This is a genomic window from Cellvibrio zantedeschiae (genome assembly GCF_014652535.1).
In the GTDB taxonomy this organism is placed as follows: Bacteria; Pseudomonadota; Gammaproteobacteria; order Pseudomonadales; family Cellvibrionaceae; genus Cellvibrio; species Cellvibrio zantedeschiae.
In genome coordinates, this window is sequence record NZ_BMYZ01000001.1 from 1105622 (window position 1) to 1123225 (window position 17604).

14 protein-coding genes are annotated in these 17604 nt (G+C 43.0%); 8 read left to right on the forward strand and 6 right to left on the reverse strand.

Annotation, left to right across the window (positions count from 1 at the left end; all coding sequences use genetic code 11):
* Window position 1: 1 nt before the first annotated feature.
* Genes IE104_RS04885 through pepN form a run of 4 tightly spaced genes read left to right on the forward strand, consistent with a single transcriptional unit; the run spans window position 2 to window position 4920 of the window.
* The gene (locus IE104_RS04885; RefSeq protein ID WP_189416413.1) at window positions 2–1006 is read left to right on the forward strand and encodes a metallophosphoesterase; all 1005 of its coding nucleotides are present in this window, start codon (window positions 2–4) and stop codon (window positions 1004–1006) included.
* Window positions 1007–1034: 28 nt separating this feature from the next.
* A complete protein-coding gene (locus tag IE104_RS04890; RefSeq protein WP_189416414.1) occupies window positions 1035–1907 on the forward strand; it encodes a rhomboid family intramembrane serine protease in 873 nt (290 codons plus the stop codon).
* A 24-nt stretch (window positions 1908–1931) separates the two neighbouring features.
* Window positions 1932–2207, forward strand: a complete 276-nt coding sequence (locus IE104_RS04895) for a YeaC family protein (protein WP_189416415.1) — start codon at window positions 1932–1934, stop codon at window positions 2205–2207.
* 22 nt (window positions 2208–2229) lie between these two features.
* Window positions 2230–4920 (forward strand): aminopeptidase N, encoded by a 2691-nt coding sequence (pepN, locus tag IE104_RS04900; protein WP_189416416.1) that lies wholly within the window; start codon window positions 2230–2232, stop codon window positions 4918–4920.
* A gap of 90 nt (window positions 4921–5010) precedes the next feature.
* On the opposite strand, the gene IE104_RS04905 is transcribed toward pepN, so the two are convergent.
* The 3 genes from IE104_RS04905 to IE104_RS04915 all read right to left on the reverse strand — a co-directional run bounded on the left by IE104_RS04905 (window position 5011) and on the right by IE104_RS04915 (window position 7785).
* Window positions 5011–6381: a M56 family metallopeptidase gene (locus IE104_RS04905; RefSeq protein WP_189416417.1), complete on the reverse strand. Its 1371-nt coding sequence runs from the start codon at window positions 6379–6381 to the stop codon at window positions 5011–5013.
* On the reverse strand, window positions 6378–6749 hold the full coding sequence (locus tag IE104_RS04910; RefSeq protein ID WP_189416418.1) for a BlaI/MecI/CopY family transcriptional regulator: 372 nt from the start codon (window positions 6747–6749) through the stop codon (window positions 6378–6380). Before IE104_RS04910 ends, IE104_RS04905 begins: the two co-directional genes overlap by 4 nt.
* Window positions 6750–6954: 205 nt before the next feature.
* A complete protein-coding gene (locus tag IE104_RS04915; RefSeq protein WP_189416419.1) occupies window positions 6955–7785 on the reverse strand; it encodes a CvfB family protein in 831 nt (276 codons plus the stop codon).
* A gap of 84 nt (window positions 7786–7869) precedes the next feature.
* On the opposite strand from IE104_RS04915, the gene IE104_RS04920 reads away from it, so the two are divergent.
* The 4 genes from IE104_RS04920 to IE104_RS04935 all read left to right on the forward strand — a co-directional run bounded on the left by IE104_RS04920 (window position 7870) and on the right by IE104_RS04935 (window position 13353).
* Complete coding sequence (locus IE104_RS04920; RefSeq protein WP_189416420.1) at window positions 7870–8949, forward strand: site-2 protease family protein; 1080 nt, start codon at window positions 7870–7872, stop codon at window positions 8947–8949.
* Window positions 8950–9043: 94 nt separating this feature from the next.
* Entirely contained in the window at window positions 9044–9439 is a 396-nt protein-coding gene (locus IE104_RS04925; protein ID WP_189416421.1) for an MbcA/ParS/Xre antitoxin family protein, read from the forward strand.
* Window positions 9440–9461: 22 nt separating this feature from the next.
* The gene (locus IE104_RS04930; RefSeq protein WP_189416422.1) at window positions 9462–10157 is read left to right on the forward strand and encodes an RES family NAD+ phosphorylase; all 696 of its coding nucleotides are present in this window, start codon (window positions 9462–9464) and stop codon (window positions 10155–10157) included.
* Window positions 10158–10398: 241 nt separating this feature from the next.
* Window positions 10399–13353 carry a TonB-dependent receptor gene (locus IE104_RS04935; RefSeq protein ID WP_189416423.1) on the forward strand — a complete coding sequence of 985 codons (2955 nt, stop codon included), beginning with the start codon at window positions 10399–10401 and terminating at the stop codon, window positions 13351–13353.
* A 77-nt stretch (window positions 13354–13430) separates the two neighbouring features.
* Here the strand turns inward: IE104_RS04935 and IE104_RS04940 are convergent, their stop codons facing one another.
* The 3 genes from IE104_RS04940 to purH all read right to left on the reverse strand — a co-directional run bounded on the left by IE104_RS04940 (window position 13431) and on the right by purH (window position 17586).
* Complete coding sequence (locus tag IE104_RS04940; protein ID WP_189416424.1) at window positions 13431–14378, reverse strand: alpha/beta hydrolase; 948 nt, start codon at window positions 14376–14378, stop codon at window positions 13431–13433.
* A 275-nt stretch (window positions 14379–14653) separates the two neighbouring features.
* Window positions 14654–15943 carry a phosphoribosylamine--glycine ligase gene (gene purD, locus IE104_RS04945; protein ID WP_189416425.1) on the reverse strand — a complete coding sequence of 430 codons (1290 nt, stop codon included), beginning with the start codon at window positions 15941–15943 and terminating at the stop codon, window positions 14654–14656.
* Window positions 15944–16005: 62 nt separating this feature from the next.
* Window positions 16006–17586 carry a bifunctional phosphoribosylaminoimidazolecarboxamide formyltransferase/IMP cyclohydrolase gene (gene purH, locus IE104_RS04950; protein ID WP_189416426.1) on the reverse strand — a complete coding sequence of 527 codons (1581 nt, stop codon included), beginning with the start codon at window positions 17584–17586 and terminating at the stop codon, window positions 16006–16008.
* Window positions 17587–17604: the final 18 nt, after the last annotated feature.

Below are 17604 nucleotides of genomic sequence, written 5' to 3' on the forward strand. Positions count from 1 at the left end.
TATGGCTCATTTGTACGCTCATGAATCATTGCCGCCCGTTGAAGGTTACGATCTGATTGGTGATGTTCATGGCTGTGCAATTACTCTTGAACGATTGTTGCAAAAACTGGGTTACAAAAAAGTTCAGGGCGTTTATCAACATGCCAAACGTCGTGTTATTTTCTTAGGTGATATTGTTGATCGCGGCCCCCATATTCGCGAAGCCTTGTTGCTAGTGCATGCAATGGTGCAAAAGGGAAATGCACATATTGTGCTCGGCAATCACGAATACAATGCGCTTACCTATTGCACCAAAGCAAAAAATCCAATTACCAATACTATTGAATATTTGCGACCGCACAATTTTGCAAATACACGTTTAATCGCTGAAACGCTTGAGCAATACGCGCACTATCCAGAAGAGTGGAAAGAAATGCTCAAGTGGTTTCGGACAATTCCACTCTTTATGGAATTTGGTGGCGCGCAACACAATAATTGTTTTCGCGTTGTACACGCTTGCTGGGATCATCAGGTGATTGCGCAACACAAAGCTGTTTTTGGTGACGGACATTTCGATGAAAATTTTCTACACCAAAGTATTTATACTCACACTCCTGAATCCAATGTTATTCAATTGCTGACCCGCGGTGTGGTATTTCCGCTACCGGAGGGTGTTAAGGTTGTCACCCAGGATGGCCACGTGCGCAGCACCTTTCGCACCAAATTCTGGGCTGAAAAAGCGCAAACCTATGGCGATTTACTTTTTCAGCCCGATCCCATTCCGGATGAAATTGCTGCCTTACCTATCTCAAAAGATCACCGTGCAAATATGGTGCGCTATGGGCTGGATGAGCCGCCTTTGTTTGTAGGTCATTATTGGCTCAAAGGGCAGCCTAAACCCATTACAAATAATATCGCCTGTTTGGACTACAGTGCGGTAAAATACGGGCGTTTAGTTGCTTACAGAATGGATGGTGAGCAACAGCTCCAGCCTAAAAAATTTGTATGGGAATATGTTGATCCCTGACGAATACTTTTGATTCAGTGAGATTATTGTGAATTGGATTGTTGTTAAAAAGTTTTCGCTCGAAACAGATCTTTCGCATATTTCAGGCTATTTAGCTCAATGTAAGATAGCGCATCGTATTTATGAAGAAGCTGGTGAGCAAATTATCGCAACAGATGACCCCAGGATGGTAGGGGCAATTGCACGCCTTCTTCAAGAACTTGAGCGCGGTACTTTGATTCTTCAATGTAATGAATTAGATGACGCTGAAACCGCTCATATCGACGACAAACAATCACCAACTTTTCGTCAGCAACTCAAAGCAGTACCTGTTACAGTGATCTTGATTTTGTGTAGTATTGTTGGATACTTACTGATCGTTTTTGATTCGCAACACTTGCTAGTACGATATTTAAGTTATCAAGATGCGTATCAATCCAATATCCCATCTTTTCAAGAAATATTTAATGCGGGCCAACCTTGGCGACTAATTACGCCTACCTTTTTGCACTTTAGTTTTATGCACATTTTCTTTAATGTTTTAGGTAGTTGGGATTTAGGTGGTCGTCTTGAGTTATTACTCGGTAAAATCAATTACCTATTATTTTTTATCGTGAGTGCAATATTGTCTAATCTTGCACAATTTTTATGGCACCCTAACATTTTTTTTGGTGGTATTTCCGGCGTTGTCTATGCGTTTATTGGTTTTATTATGATAAGCCATAAAATTGCGCCCCATAGATTAACTGCTTTACACCCTGGTGAATTGGCGTTTGCGTTGTTTTGGTTAATTCTATGTGTGACCGGGGTGCTTGATTCTTTTATCGGCGGTGGAGTCGCTAATGCGGCGCATTTGGGAGGTCTATTCGTAGGTTGCGCCTACGCATGGATTACCGTTAAGCCTGCACCAGCTAAAGTCTAAATACAAGTATAAAGAGATCTCGCGATGGATTTACATAAGTTATTAAATAGCATTACCCCCGAAATTTACCAAAATTTAAAAACAGCTGTTGAGCTAGGTAAATGGGCAGATGGAAATAAATTATCAAGCGAGCAGCGCCAGCTGTGTATGCAAGCTGTTATTGCCTATGAGCACAAACATTTACCGCCAGAAGAACATACCGGTTATATACCGCCAGAGCCTCACACATATTGTGGTGATGAGGATGGTCATGAACACGATCATGCTGAGCAAGAAAAGCCTATTAAGTGGGTTGAGTAATTTATCAAATTAAGGAATACCTATGTCAGCTTCCCAGCAATTACAAGCCGAACAGCAACCACAAGCTATTTATTTGAAAGACTACAAGGTACCTGATTATCTAATTGCAAAAACAGAATTGCATGTGGATATTTATGATGGCTATACCTTGGTCACATCCAATTTATCTTTGCGAGAAAATCCTGCTGCACAAGCAGCATCGCAATTAAAGTTACACGGTACAGATCTCGAACTTATTTCTTTAGCAATTGATGGTAAGGAGCTGGCTGCGAATGCCTATGAGTTTGGAGAAGAAAGCTTAACCATAAAAAATACTCCCGCACAATTTTTGCTAACCTGCGTGACCAAGATATTTCCGGAAAAAAATACATCGTTGGAAGGTTTATATAAATCGCGAACCATGTACTGCACCCAATGCGAAGCAGAAGGTTTCCGCAAGATTACCTATTATCTGGATCGCCCGGATGTAATGAGTGAATTTACCACCACAGTAGTGGCGGATAAGAAATTCCCTGTACTTTTATCTAATGGCAATTTGGTTGGCCAGGGTGATTTGGATAACAATCGTCACTTTGCGACCTGGCATGATCCCTTTAAAAAACCTGCATACTTATTTGCATTGGTGGCAGGTGATCTCGCACATATCGAAGATAGCTTTACAACCTGTTCGCAACGTGAAGTCACCTTGAAGATTTATGTAGAGCCAAAGGATTTGGATAAATGCGATCACGCTATGACATCGCTAAAAAATTCCATGCGCTGGGATGAAGAGGTCTATGGTCGTGAATATGATCTCGATATTTTTATGATCGTAGCCGTTGACGATTTCAATATGGGCGCAATGGAAAACAAAGGTTTAAATATTTTCAATACCTCTTGCGTATTGGCCAAACCAGAAACAACAACGGATGTTGGCTTCCAACGTGTTGAAGGCGTAGTTGCACACGAATATTTCCATAACTGGAGCGGCAACCGTGTAACTTGCCGCGATTGGTTCCAGCTAAGTTTAAAAGAAGGTTTTACGGTTTATCGCGATTCAGAATTTTCTGCCGATATGGGTTCTCATACGGTAAAACGTGTTGAAGATGTCAGTTTGTTGCGTACCTTGCAATTTGCAGAAGATGCTGGTCCCATGGCGCACCCAATTCGCCCAGAATCCTATATCGAAATTTCTAACTTCTATACCCTGACTATTTATGAAAAAGGGGCAGAGATTGTTCGTATGTTGGCGAATCTTTTAGGTAAAGAAAATTTTCGCAAAGGAACAGATTTATATTTTGATCGCCACGATGGTCAAGCCGTTACTACAGAAGATTTTGTGGCTGCCTTGGCAGATGCATCAGGTAAAGATTTAACCCAATTTAAGCGTTGGTATTCGCAAGCGGGCACACCGCGTTTACAAGTGACTGATGAATACAATGAAGATACGCAAGAGTATTCATTGCATATCAAACAATCTTGTCCGCCTACGCCAGAATGCCAACAAAAGCTTCCGTTCCATATTCCTGTTGCTATGGGTTTACTGGGTAGCGCCGGTGATTTACCGCTTTATTTAAAAGATGCAGAGCCAGATTTTGAAACAGGCGATAACACTCATAAAGTTATTGAGCTGACTCAGCAAGAACAAACCTTTGTGTTCACGCGCGTGCAGGAAAAGCCTGTTCCTTCGTTGTTGCGCGGTTTCTCTGCACCAGTGAAATTACATTACGATTATTCGCGTGAAGATTTAATGTTGTTGATGAGTCGTGATAGCGACGGCTTCAATCGTTGGGACGCAAGCCAGCAATTGGCACTGCAAGTTATCAATGATGTTATTACTGTTTACCAACGCGGTGAGAATATTAATGCTGCCAGTATAGATTCTCGCTTGATTGAAGCTTTACGTAGTGTTTTGCAAGATGAAAGCCTGGACCAGGCGATGGTTGCTTATATGTTGACCTTGCCGTCTGAGGCTTATATCAGCGAACTTGCCGATATCGTTGATGTGGAAGCTATTCATTACAGTCGTGCGCTTGTGCGAAAAACTATTGCACATGAATTGCGTAGTGAATTTGATCGTGTTTATAACGGCTATGATCATCAACAAGCCTACGCAGTAACTGCAGATGCTATTGCAGCGCGTAGCTTGAAAAACGTAGCTTTAGAATATTTGATGTTGTTAGATGATGAAGACATTATTCGTAGTTGCGAGCGGCAGTATTTAACTGCAAACAATATGACCGATGTGATGGCTGCCTTAACACAATTGGTGAATGCAAAAGCAGAACTGGCACAAAGCCTTTCAGGGAATGCTTTGGCTCATTTCTATGAAAAATGGCAGGCTGAATCGCTGGTGGTTAATCAATGGCTAACAGTACAAGCAACTTGTCGCCTTCCAAATACCTTGGCAAGAGTTAAAGCCTTGGAAGTCCATAACGCATACGATAGTAAGAACCCCAATAAGATTCGCGCATTGGTTTCCGCTTTCTGCAATAACAATGCAATTAATTTCCATGATGCAGAAGGCGAGGGTTACAAATTTCTTGCCGATAAAATTATTGTATTGAATAAACAAAATCCACAAATAGCATCGCGTTTGCTAACGCCACTGACAAAATGGAAAAAATATGCTCCAGCTCGTCAACTACTTATGAAAACACAGTTGGAGCGCATTATGGCCGAACCTGATTTGTCGAAGGATGTATTTGAGGTGGTGAGTAAGAGTTTGGCGTAATTCTACTGATGTGTTGCGTGTAAAACGCTAAGTAATTTTTCAAACCTGCGCCATCATGTAAAAAGGCGCAGGTTTTTTTATTTGGTGAAGTTATTTACTGGCAGTGGCTTCGCCATCAATTGGCTTTTCCGGATGACGTAAATCCAACCTCACTCTCAATTCTCTTCCTTTTACTGTTACTGCTTTTCCGTTTTCTGTTTTGATTGGAAATTGTGCATTTTGAATCGCTGTTGTTATCTGCTTTTCGAGAAATACTTTGGCTTCTGGCTTACCATTTGTACAATTGACTGTAATATCGAAACCTTTTCCCTTTTCGTCTACTGAATAGGGGGCAGTGCATTCTCCTAAATACCCTGTTGCGATGGACTCTTTGGGGATGCTGAGTGGAATTGCGTTTGCATAAACATCGGGTTGATTTTTGGTTCGAATTTTAATATCGCTAGTGCTACTTCTATCTTCTGTAGAGTATCCTGTTACAGAAAATCCAGCACACAAGAGGAATAATGTTATAGCAGTGAATGTTTTCCCATAGGTTTTGGTAAAACTTACATCGCGTACAAACAGCCGTGTAATACGATTTAACAATAAATTCTTATGACCTGCTATTGCTAATACTAATGTGTTGCTATTTTTCATTTCCGCAAACTCCTTAAGTGTATGTGCATAAAAAAGTGGGTCGCCACAGACGGATATGGCTATATCGTCGCAAGCGTTTTCACGTTCTTCATCCATTTTGGAGGATATCCAGCGAACAAATGGATTAAAGAAATAAAGGGATGTCACAATGGTTTGCAAACTGCTAATGAGATAGTCATTCCTGCGAACATGGCCTAGTTCATGAAGCAAAATGACTTCCACCTGTTTGCTAGATAAACCTGTTAGAAGGCTTGCAGGTAAAAGTACGACAGGTTTGAAATGACCTATGATGCAGGGAATGTCGACAATATCTGAAATACGTAGCTGCACCGGTTGTGTAATACCAAGGTTATTTTTCAGTTCATTGAAGGCAGTTAACCATTGTTCACTTGCTTGATTGTTTTTATGGTTTTTAATTCGTTGGCAATAGAAAAAATCAGCCAGATATTTACAAATATATAAGCAAAACCCGATTAACCAGCAAAATACGATTTGATTAATGTGCGCGTTAATAAAGCCTGATAGGGTTTGTTTGTAGGGCTCATGAGCGACAGCAACTGTGCTATTTAAGAAATTATTTTCAGCTATAACGACGCTAACCTTATCCTGCAGGTTGGTGTAGAAGGTAGCCAAGCTCGCAAAGATACAACTCACTAAACCCACAACACTTATCCAGTAACGTGTACTGGCACGAGATTTTTTTGTGAATGCATAACTACTAACGACGCAGAGTGCGATCAGGCTGCACTGCCAGAGCGAATGAATCAGCGTCCAACCAATTGCATAGATAAATTCGGAGCTTACTAGCTTGGCTAAAGTATTCATTTTTTACTCTCCATTTCTGCTAAAAAGTCTTTAATGTCTTTTAGTTCCTGCTTGGAAATTTTTTCACTTCCTAACAGCTGCATCACCAGTTTCGATTTTGATCCACCAAATGCAGAGTGGAGTAGGCGGTTGAGCATTGTTGTTTGGGTGTCTTGTTGCTCAGCAGTGGGGAAATAAATGTGGCTTTTGCCATCTTTTTTTCTTCCCAATAATCCTTTCTGCTCCATGATCTGCATGGTTTTTAGAGTTGTCGTATAACCCACAGGTTTTGTTTTGCAGAGTTCATCATTCACTGCCTGGACTTTGGCTTCACCAAGGCTCCAGATAATGCGCAATATTTCCAGTTCGGCTGGGGTTGGGTTTGCCATAAGGGCTCCTATTGTTGCTATTTACGTAGATCTTCGTAGTAATTTATACGAAGGTTTACGTAGATGCAAGTTTTAGAAGTGTAAAGATTCGGGTGAGGGGCTATATAAACGGATTGCGCTGAAGGCTTGGTGTTCGGATATGCGGGGTGTGGTAAGCAAAGAAAGGGTAAATGCATTGTGCATTCCCCCTTTCTCTGTTGAGAAATTAAACTAATGTAATTTTTTCTTTCGTGATCAGAATTTTTCTTTCTTTATAGAGCTTGCTCAGCGCATTTTTATAAATGCCTTTGCTAACTTTGTATTGCGCGTAAATTTCTTCTGGCTCGCTTTTATCGGTAAGGGTTGATACTCCGCCGTTTTCTTTTAGGAAGTTTAAAATAACATCGGTAAGCTCATCGCGTACTTTGCTGTTTACGGGTTGCAAGCTCAAACCGATTTTGCGATCCGGCCGGATTTCTTTTATGTACCCTTTAAGCTTTTCACCGTAGAGCAAAGTGCGTGGAGAGTTATCGCGGAAAATTAAACCTAAATGGGTGTGATTGATAACAGCTTTGAAACCTAAGTCCGTGCGGCCGCAAATAATTAAATTGACTTCTTGTTGTACTTTTAATCCGCTCGCGCGTTCTTCCAGGTGATGGCTTAAGCGTGATGATGCAGTTATACGCGATGTGTGTTGATCCAAATAAACAGTTACGACATAACTATTACCTGCTTCCATAGGCTTTAGCTGTTCGTTGTAAGGCACTAGCAAATCTTTCGGTAAGCCCCAGTCCAAAAAAGCGCCTACAGCATTAACGTCTTTTACTTCCAAATGTGCGCATTGACCAACCATCACTTTTGGAGTCAGGGTTGTTGCGATTATGCAGTCATCGGAATCGAGATAAATAAATACATCAAGTTCATCGCCAATTTTTGCGCTGGAGGGAACATAACGTTTAGGCAGTAAAATATTGCCGTATTTATCGCCATCCAGGAAAAGACCAAAATCGACTTGTTTAATCACTCGCAAGCGATTCATTTGACCAATGTTAAGCATGTTTAACCTTTTGTTTACAGGGCATAATGGGCGCTATTGTAAAGCCTGCGTGTGATTAATGCTGATTTAATGTGTGAGTACTTTATGGAACTGTTTTCGTTTACCGCTCGCGAGCGTCGCTTCGCTTTAGAGCTGGATTTTGATTTGAAGTTAGAGCGTTTGGTCGTAGATGGTACGGTTATGTCGGTTAAGCCTTTGGGCGACCCTGCAGGAACTCATTTAGCTGAGGATGAGCATTTGGGGCAATTCCAGCTGCAGTTCGCTGTTAATCCTGAGGCGGTAAAATACCAGCTCCAACTTAAGGATGCGGAAACCATAGTGGGTGAGGCTGAGTTAAGTGAGCAAGCCAAGGCTTTGGTTGCTAGCAATGCCACTATTAGTGAGGCGCCCCCAGCAGCCGCTAAAAAGGCCAGTGGGTTTGTGCTGGTAGGCATTGCACTTAAGTTGTTTAAAAGTGCCAAGGTAATAAAGCTGGCTTTGGTGGGGGCTTCAGCCGCTGTTTACAGTGTGTTGTTCACGGTCGAGTTTGCGCTAGCTTTGGTTGCCGTGCTTATGTTTCATGAATATGGCCATGTGCGAGCCATGAAAAAGTTTGGTATTGCGACCAAAGGCTTCTATTTGATCCCTTTTATGGGCGGAATCGCCATAGGTGATAAGGCTCGTACCCAGTGGGAATCTTTATATATCTCCATGATGGGCCCGGTATACGGCTTGATCATGACATTGGTTTTCTTCCTCATTTATCTAGCTACCAATAGTCATTTTTGTGGTCTGGTTGCTGCGATCAGTGCATTTCTTAATTTGGTAAACCTTTTTCCCATACTTCCTTTGGATGGTGGACAAGTTGTTAAGGCTCTGGTGTTTTCCCGCCGCAACCGCTTGGCATTTTTGGCCTTACTCGTCTCTTCAGCGGTTTGTCTTTATGGGGCCTGGGTGCTTGGTTTCTACTTTCTATGTTTTTTCATTGTTATTGGGGTCGTCGACATCATTGCTAACTGGTCGGTGCCTGTTGCAGCTGATTTAGTCCCGCTAAAAACCTACGGTATTTGGTTTTCGCTGCTTTGGTATTTGGGAGTGGCCCTCGCGTTTATCCTTATTATTATGATGCTTGTAGCTGCCCAAGTGCCCGGTGCCGAAATAGTTACTAAGATATTAAGTTCTTAATTATTGATCACATATAGACAATATATAAAAAAATGTACTAATATGGATTTAAGTGTTCCATACTTGATTGAGGCTTGGATTCCTAGAGGTACATATGATTGCTGTAACCCAAACATTGCCTGCCAACGCGGCACAAGCAGCGGTAGGCACAGTGCTGAACATCATGGACAAATGGGCATGTTCAGAGAAGGAAAAGATGGCCTTGCTTGGAATAGGGCGCTCTACCTTGCATAAATACCAAGCCGCTCCTGCTAGTGCGCGTCTCTCCCCTGATTTGCTGGAGCGCATTAGCTACTTATTGAATATCCACGCCGTGTTGCGCATTCTTTTTGAAAACCCTGAGAACCAATACGGCTTTTTGCGGATGCCCAACAAAAATAGCTTTTTTAACGGCAAAGCTCCTATGGAGATTTTAAGCTCAGGTTTAATGAGTGCGCTTTATGAAGTACATCGCCATTTAGATGCTGTACGCGATGGGCAATTCGCCTAGTTGATGTGAGGAAGATGCGCTAATGGATATCAATGCAATTCCTCATGTTAATTTTCTTAACCAAACGGCTTATCGTTTAATTCCCAGTAAGTATCCTCCTAAATCTTTATTTGATGACGTTGCTAATCACGAAGAATTCGAAATAATTTTTGCTATACAAGAGCTTACGAATCCGCGCATTCGCAACGAGCTTGGCAATTTGAATCGCGTGCCTGCTGAAGAGCGTCCCTACGGTATTCGCGGCTGCAATTATGCTTTGGGCCCTTTTGTTCATTTAAATCCCGCAGGCTCACGTTTTTCTAATGGAGACTTTGGTGTTTATTACGCCGCAGAAGATGTGCAAACAGCCATCGCTGAAACTCGTCATCATCAGCAAAATTATTTTTCAGGTGTTATCGGATTAAAGTTTGATCGGTTGTCCATGCGTTGCTTAAAAACGCAATTCTCTGCAAGTCTGTGCGATATTCGTGGCGACCAATTTAAAAATAATCCCTGGTATGACAAAGATAATTACACAGCGGCACAACAATTGGGTGCGAGCTTGAAGCGTAATAAAGACGAGGGCGTTGTTTATTCTTCTGTTCGTTTGGAAAATAAAACATGCTACGCGTTGCTTTCTCCCAGCGTGATAAAAGATGTTATTCAAACAACCCACTATGAATATATTTGGGATGGCGAAAAAATTGTTGTCGCCTTGGAGACGACAGAAGTCGTCTGACCAAACGTGTTTTAAATCCCTCTGTATTTAAAAAATCATTTCTCATATTTGACGAATAACGATTATTGCGCCAAATTTTTCTGATTTATCTTTTGTTTGGTAATTTAACTGTTACTAAAAGAAGCAGCTCCCCAAAAATTTCTTATCTATCAAATAATCCGTTAGAATCATTAAGGCTGGCTATCAGTAGGGTTGAGCAAGCCGCTGATTTAATTTGATAACAAACTAAAAAGGAAAAGCTATGAACAGCAAAAAACATCAAATTCAATTTACAAAAAAAATCCTAACCTCTTTTATTGGCGCTTTCAGCTTATCTCTACTCGCACACACGGCCTCAGCGCAAATTGGTAGCGCAAGTGTGCAAGGTATGATTGCCTCACATCTTCAGCCGCAACCTGGCATTGAAGTTATCGCCAAAAATGTTGATAACGGTTATACCTTCCGCGCACTTACGCAAAAAGATGGTACTTACTCATTCAAGGGGCTTGCTCCCGGTAATTATCAAATATTCTTGGAAGCTGCTGCAGGTAAAGCACCTGAGCCAGTGGTATTAAAAGTTGGTCAATCAGTAGCGCTTGATTTCGAAATAGATAAGCCACTAACCAATGCTGATAAAGCAGAAGAAATTTTAATTGTTGGCTCGCAGCTTAAAATTAAAAGTAGCGGTGGCGAGATCGGCACTAACGTTTCGCTTGAGCAAATTAATAAGCTGCCACAAAACACGCGTAACTTTTTAGCCTTTGCGGATTTGGCACCGGGCGTGCAATTTAATCAGGGCACCGATGGTAGTACGAGTATTAAAGGCGGTGCGCAAAGCCCGGATGCAATCAACGTATTCATTGATGGTGTTGGTCAAAAGAACTATGTGTTGCGTGGTGGCGTAACGGGGCAAGATTCAAGCCGCGGTAATCCATTTCCACAATCTGCAATTGGTGAATATAAAGTTATCACCCAAAACTATTCTGCCGAATATGATCAATTGAGCAGTGCGGCAATTGTAGCTGTAACCAAGTCAGGTTCGAATGAATTCCATGGCGGGCTATTTTTTGATTACACCGACGAAGGTATGCGCAAGCCACGACCCAGTGAAGAAAAAAATAATAACGAAAAAGTAGAGAGTAACCAAAAGCAATTTGGCTTTAATGTGGGTGGTCCTATCATTCAAGATAAAATGCATTTTTTCTTCGCTTATGAAGGAAAAAATAATGCAGATCCCAAAGATGTTATTCCCGGAGGTGGTGCTACGGTTGCTGATTTACCTTCTGCATTACAAGCGCAGACCGGAGGTCGCTCAGCAGATTTTAAAGAGGATTTGTATTTCGGGAAGTTGAGCTACTTAGTTTCGGACGAACAAAAACTTGAGCTAACTGCAAAAATTCGCAAAGAAACAGAATTAACTGGAATAGGAGAGAGAAACGCTCTGTCATACGGAACTGACAAAAAGAACGATGAGACCCGCATTGATTTAAGTCACAACTGGCGTACAGACGATTGGATTAACGATGCGCATTTGTTGTATGAGGAAAATACCTGGAGTCCTCGCCCGCATTCGATGGGTAATGGATTTAAGTATTCAAACGGTGGCGGCCAGGCTATTTTAAACGTGGGAGGTGGCCCCGATTTTCAAGATAAAGGTCAATCAGGTTGGGGATTGCAAGAAGATTTTACTTATCTTGCCATTCAAGGTCACAGCATCAAAACTGGCATAAAATATAAATCGATTGAGCTACATGCAAAAGAGCAACAACCCTATAATCCGCAATACGAATACAACCTGCAATATGATCGCAATGCGAGTGTGCCCTTCAAAGTAAGGTGGGGTGCGCCGCTAACTGGTATTGGCGATGGCACTGCAAAAGGCGACAACATGCAGTTGGGTATTTATATTCAGGATGAATGGACTGCTACCGATAATCTTACTGTCAACGCGGGTTTACGTTGGGATTATGAAGAATCAGATAGCTTCCTCGATTACAAAACCCCAACTGATGTTGTGGAAGGAATTACTAAGTGGGTAGGTATTGGCAAATCTGATTTGGATATCAATGATTACGTCAGCACCGGAAATAATCGCAATTCATTTAAAAATGCCTGGCAACCACGTATAGGTTTCAGTTACAAATTTAATGACGAGCATGACATGACCTTGTTTGGTGGCGTTGGTCGCGCATTTGATAGAAACCTGTTTGATAATTTGCAGCTCGAAACTACGAAAGCGACTTTCCCGGCTTATGAAGCCTTATTCATCACTGCTGATCCATCGCATCCCTGTGCGCCTGATGCATGTGTTGCGTGGGATCCTAAATACTTGACGCGTGACGGTCTAACCCAGTTGCAAACGGGCAACAAGGGTGCTGGACGCGAAGTGTTTATGGTGAACAATAATTTGAAAACTCCTTACTCCGATCAATACAGTTTAGGTTTGCGTGGTAGCCTCAACGAAAATTGGAATGGTGAGGTGAGTATCTCGCGCATTGTGAGTAAGGATGGTTTTGCATGGCGTTTGGCAAACCGTCGCGATGATGGTAGTTTCTTTGCTCCCGGAACTACTTGGGGCGCACCTTGGGGGTTTGGTATTCCAGGCTTTGGTGCAACCATCATCGGTGACAATGGAATTGAAACAAAAGCCAATTCTTTTTATTTGAAATTGGAAAGGCCCAAAGCAGAATCTAATTGGGGATTTGCCTTGGCTTACACCTACACAGATCCAACAACCAATCGCGAGTCGGGTGAAGTTTTTGCACTGGATTATCCAACATTGAATGATTATGGAATGCATCCAGCCAACAAAGTGCCCAATCATCGTTTGGTAGTAACAACAATTGTTGGCTTACCTCTTGATATAGATTTTTCTGCAAAATTGAATTTGCAAACAGATCGTTACTTCTACGGAACTGATTGTCGCGTTGGTTGGACTGCCTGTAAGTTTGACACTTTTACACCTGATGAAAGCTTTATCTACAAACAATTGGATATTGCTTTCAGCAAAAATATTTCAACCGGTGGTTGGATAACAGATAGCAGTATGACTGTACGTTTGGATGTGCTGAATCTGTTTAACAGTTTCAACTACGACGGGTACGAAAGCTGGTTTGGTGGTGCTGGTGAAAATTTACCAGACAACTTTGGTAAACATAATGACAGTCTCGCCGGACCAACTCGCACTGTTAAGTTGGGCGTTAGCTGGAATTGGTAATTTACGATTGAATAAAACTGTGAAATAAAAAAAGGCGATACAGAAATGTATCGCCTTTTTTTCTTAAAAATTAAAACTTATTTTTTCGGTTTCAAATAGCCGTGCATATCTAACCAGCGAACAAAGCTGTCGAACCAGCCGGTGCTAGTGGTTGTTTTTGGATACATACCAAAGCCGTGCCCACCTTGTTCAAACAAATGGAATTCCACCGGACGTTTGGCTTCGCGCCAGCTATCAATCAAACCGTAACCTGCATTCGCAAAGAATGGATCATCTGCTGCCAAGCCAATAAACAATGGCGGTGCATCTGCAGGAACTTCGACTTTAGTTAAAGGACCGTAGATATCGCCGATAAAAGCAGGTTTCGCATCCTTACCGTAAAGCGTGGTTGAAATGGTAAGCATAGCGCCGGCAGAGAAGCCGACCATACCTATGCGATCTGCATCAATTTGCCATTCTTTGGCGCGCTTACGAATCAACGCGAAAGCAGCACGAGCGTCAGCAATTTGCGGTGCAAATTCAACTGCTGGATCCTGCTGTGCGAGAGGGCGATTAGCGCGGGCTGCGCCAGAGAACATTTCGGCCATAGACTTTTCAAAATCAGCCATATCTGCCGGTGTTTGCTTAAGGCGATATTTAAGAACGAATGCCGCTACACCTTTGTCAGCAAGCGCCTTTGCAACATCCCAACCTTCATTATTCATTGAAAGCGTACGGAAGCCGCCACCAGGTGCAACTATGACAGCCGCGCCAGACGCTTTGCCCGTCGCCGGGAAGAAAGGGGTTAAGGTTGCCACGGTTACGTTGCGCGCGAACACGCTGCCGTACTGGCTATGCCAGGATTCTTTAGCGGTTGCACCTGGTAGTGGGCCTGTGCCAAGTTCAATAGCGCTTGGTTGTGCCGGAATTGCAATGGGGGTCATGACATCGTTCTGTGCGAGCACAGGCATTGTCAAACTGCAGCCTATCGCAGCAAGACCCAACGTTAATGCGCCGGCTAAGCGGCTGAAATGAGGTTTGATCATAATTATTAGTCTCCTGAAATCCTGGTCTCCGGCTTTAAAGCCGGTGTGTTTGCCGATTTTTGGTTAATGCCTGTAGGCTTCAACCGAGCAGGATAATTACACAAAATGAACGTCATTAATACTTTTGTATTATAAAAATATTAAAAGGTGATAAACGTAATATTTTGCGCTCAAAAAGCAAAAAGCCCGTAAGAAGCAAAGCTCAATACAGGATTAAGTTCTGTACTTTGCTTTACTCTTGCGGGCTATCTGTCGAGGGAGTGAATCTAAAAGTGTTATTTAGCTTGTTCACGAGCAATGGCACGGTAAGCAATATCATTACGATAGAACATACCGCTCCAGCTGATTTTTTTTGCAAGTTGGTAGGCGGTTTGCTGAGCTTCCAATACTGTGTTGCCTAAAGCAGTTGCACAAAGCACGCGACCACCATTGGTAACCGTATTACCGTCTTTTGATGCGGTACCAGCATGGAACACTTTTTGGCCTGCAATTTCAGTTGTTGGCAAGCCAGAAATCACATCACCTTTGTTGTAAGCATCCGGGTAACCGCCCGCCGCAAGAACAACACCGATTGATGCGCGTGAATCCCATTCTGCAGTAACTTGATCCAGGTTGCCTTTTAAGGCAGCTAGGCAAAGCTCAACCAAGTCGGATTGCAAGCGCAGCATGATAGGTTGGGTTTCCGGGTCACCAAAACGGCAATTGTATTCAATTACTTTTGGCAAACCTGCTTCACTAATCATCAAACCGGCGTATAAAAATCCTGTGTAGGTATTTCCTTCTGCCGCCATGCCATCCACAGTAGGGCGAATAATGTGTTTCATGACATGATCATGAACGGCAGCAGTAACAACAGGTGCAGGGGAGTATGCGCCCATACCGCCAGTGTTAGGGCCTGTGTCGCCATCGCCAACGCGTTTATGGTCCTGGCTGGTAGCCATTGGCAATACATTTTTGCCATCAACCATAACAATAAAACTTGCTTCTTCACCGGCTAGGAATTCTTCGATGACAACGCGGCAACCCGCATCACCGAATGCGTTGCCAGAAAGCATATCGCGCACGGCGTCTTCGGCTTGTTGTAAAGTTTCAGCAACGATTACGCCTTTACCGGCAGCAAGGCCGTCGGCTTTGATAACAATAGGTGCGCCTTTTTCGCGAAGGTAAGCGAGTGCTGGTTCAACTTCGGTGAAGTTTTGATAATCAGCCGTTGGAATTTTGTGGCGAGCTAAAAAATCTTTGGTGAAAGCTTTAGAGCCTTCTAATTGCGCTGCACCTTTGGTTGGGCCGAAGCAGGGCAGGTTGCGCTCATTAAAATAATCAACCACGCCAGCAACTAATGGAACCTCTGGACCAACGATGGTTAAGCCCACGCCATTATTTTGTACAAATTCAGCGAGCTTTGGAAAATCCAGAATATCTATCGCAACGTTTTCAACGTTATTTTCCAATGCTGTGCCAGCGTTCCCTGGTGCAACAAAAACTTTTTCAACTTGTTTGCTTTGTGCTGCTTTCCACGCGAGGGCGTGTTCACGGCCACCGCTACCAATAATTAATACGTTCATAAATTTAATCTGCTTTTACTTTCTCTGCTCGCGATATCAGCGAGTTGAGCGGTTAATTAAAATTAGTGACGGAAGTGACGCATGCCAGTAAACACCATCGCCATGCCATGTTCATCTGCTGCGGCAATTACTTCTTCATCGCGCATTGATCCACCTGGTTGGATTACTGCTGCAATGCCAACTTTTGCCGCGTTATCAATACCATCGCGGAAGGGGAAGAATGCATCAGAAGCCATTACGGAGCCAGCAACTTGCAACCCTGCGTGTTCAGCTTTAATTGCAGCGATACGTGCAGAATTTACGCGGCTCATTTGGCCTGCGCCAACACCGATTGTGTGTTTGTGTTTTGCATAAATGATTGCGTTGGATTTAACGAACTTGGCAACTTTCCACGCGAATAACAAATCCTGAATTTCTGCAGGAGTTGGTGCGCGCTTGGTTACGATTTTCAAATCACTTTCGGTGATGATTCCGTCATCGCGATCTTGCACTAATAAACCGCCATTAACACGTTTGTAATCCAAACCTTTCACACGAACTTTGCTCCACTCACCAGTAGCGAGCAGGCGCACGTTTTGTTTTGCTTTTACAACTTCAATCGCTTCAGCAGAAACGCTTGGTGCAATAATGACTTCAACGAATTGACGTTCAACAATCGCTTTTGCAGTTTCTGCATCCAACTCGCGGTTGAAGGCGATGATGCCGCCGAACGCTGATTCGCTATCGGTAGAGTAAGCCAAGTCGTAAGCGTGTTTAATCGATTCTGCTACAGCAACACCGCATGGGTTGGCGTGTTTAACAATTACGCATGCTGGTTCATCAAATGATTTAACAGTTTCCAATGCTGCGTCAGTATCAGCAACGTTGTTGTAAGAAAGTTCTTTGCCTTGCAATTGTTTTGCAGAGGCAATGCCAACTTCTTGCGGATTTTTTTCTACGTAGAAAGCCGCTTTTTGGTGTGGGTTTTCACCGTAGCGCATTTCTTGTGCTTTGATAAATTGGGTATTGAAGGTGCGTGGGAAATCTGCACTGCCGCCTTCTACCATGCGACCAAAATAATTGGCGATGGCGCCGTCATAAGCAGCGGTATGCTCGTAAGCTTTAATGGCTAGATCAAAACGGGTTTTGTAAGAGGTGCAACCGTTGTTTGCTGAAAGTTCAGCCAAAATTTTTGCGTAGTCAGATGCATTAACAACAATGTTTACATGCGCATGGTTTTTGGCTGCAGCACGAACCATGGTTGGGCCGCCGATATCAATATTTTCTACGGCGTCTTCCAATGAACAATCTTTATTGGCGACGGTTTTTTCGAAGGGGTAAAGGTTCACAACTACCATATCGATATTGTTGATGCCGTGTTCTTGCATTACAGCGTTATCAACGCCGCGACGTGCGAGAATACCGCCGTGAATTTTTGGATGAAGGGTTTTTACGCGGCCATCCATCATTTCCGGAAAGCCGGTGTAGTCAGAGACTTCAATCGCAGGGATCTTGTTTTCAGTGAGTAATTTAAAAGTGCCGCCGGTTGAAAGAATTTCTACGCCTTGCGCGTTAAGCGCTTGCGCAAATTCTACGATACCGGTTTTATCTGAAACGCTAATCAGCGCGCGTTTTACCGCTACAAGATCAGTTGCGTTGCTCATGCGAGAGTCTCCTGGACA

Coding starts and splice junctions, on each gene's coding strand:
- IE104_RS04885 (WP_189416413.1), top strand. CDS start 2: ATGGCTCATTTGTACGCTCATGAATCATTGCCGCCCGTTGAAGGTTAC.
- IE104_RS04895 (WP_189416415.1), top strand. CDS start 1,932: ATGGATTTACATAAGTTATTAAATAGCATTACCCCCGAAATTTACCAA.
- pepN (WP_189416416.1), top strand. CDS start 2,230: ATGTCAGCTTCCCAGCAATTACAAGCCGAACAGCAACCACAAGCTATT.
- IE104_RS04905 (WP_189416417.1), bottom strand. CDS start 6,381: ATGAATACTTTAGCCAAGCTAGTAAGCTCCGAATTTATCTATGCAATT.
- IE104_RS04910 (WP_189416418.1), bottom strand. CDS start 6,749: ATGGCAAACCCAACCCCAGCCGAACTGGAAATATTGCGCATTATCTGG.
- IE104_RS04915 (WP_189416419.1), bottom strand. CDS start 7,785: ATGCTTAACATTGGTCAAATGAATCGCTTGCGAGTGATTAAACAAGTC.
- IE104_RS04920 (WP_189416420.1), top strand. CDS start 7,870: ATGGAACTGTTTTCGTTTACCGCTCGCGAGCGTCGCTTCGCTTTAGAG.
- IE104_RS04925 (WP_189416421.1), top strand. CDS start 9,044: ATGATTGCTGTAACCCAAACATTGCCTGCCAACGCGGCACAAGCAGCG.
- IE104_RS04930 (WP_189416422.1), top strand. CDS start 9,462: ATGGATATCAATGCAATTCCTCATGTTAATTTTCTTAACCAAACGGCT.
- IE104_RS04935 (WP_189416423.1), top strand. CDS start 10,399: ATGAACAGCAAAAAACATCAAATTCAATTTACAAAAAAAATCCTAACC.
- IE104_RS04940 (WP_189416424.1), bottom strand. CDS start 14,378: ATGATCAAACCTCATTTCAGCCGCTTAGCCGGCGCATTAACGTTGGGT.
- purD (WP_189416425.1), bottom strand. CDS start 15,943: ATGAACGTATTAATTATTGGTAGCGGTGGCCGTGAACACGCCCTCGCG.
- purH (WP_189416426.1), bottom strand. CDS start 17,586: ATGAGCAACGCAACTGATCTTGTAGCGGTAAAACGCGCGCTGATTAGC.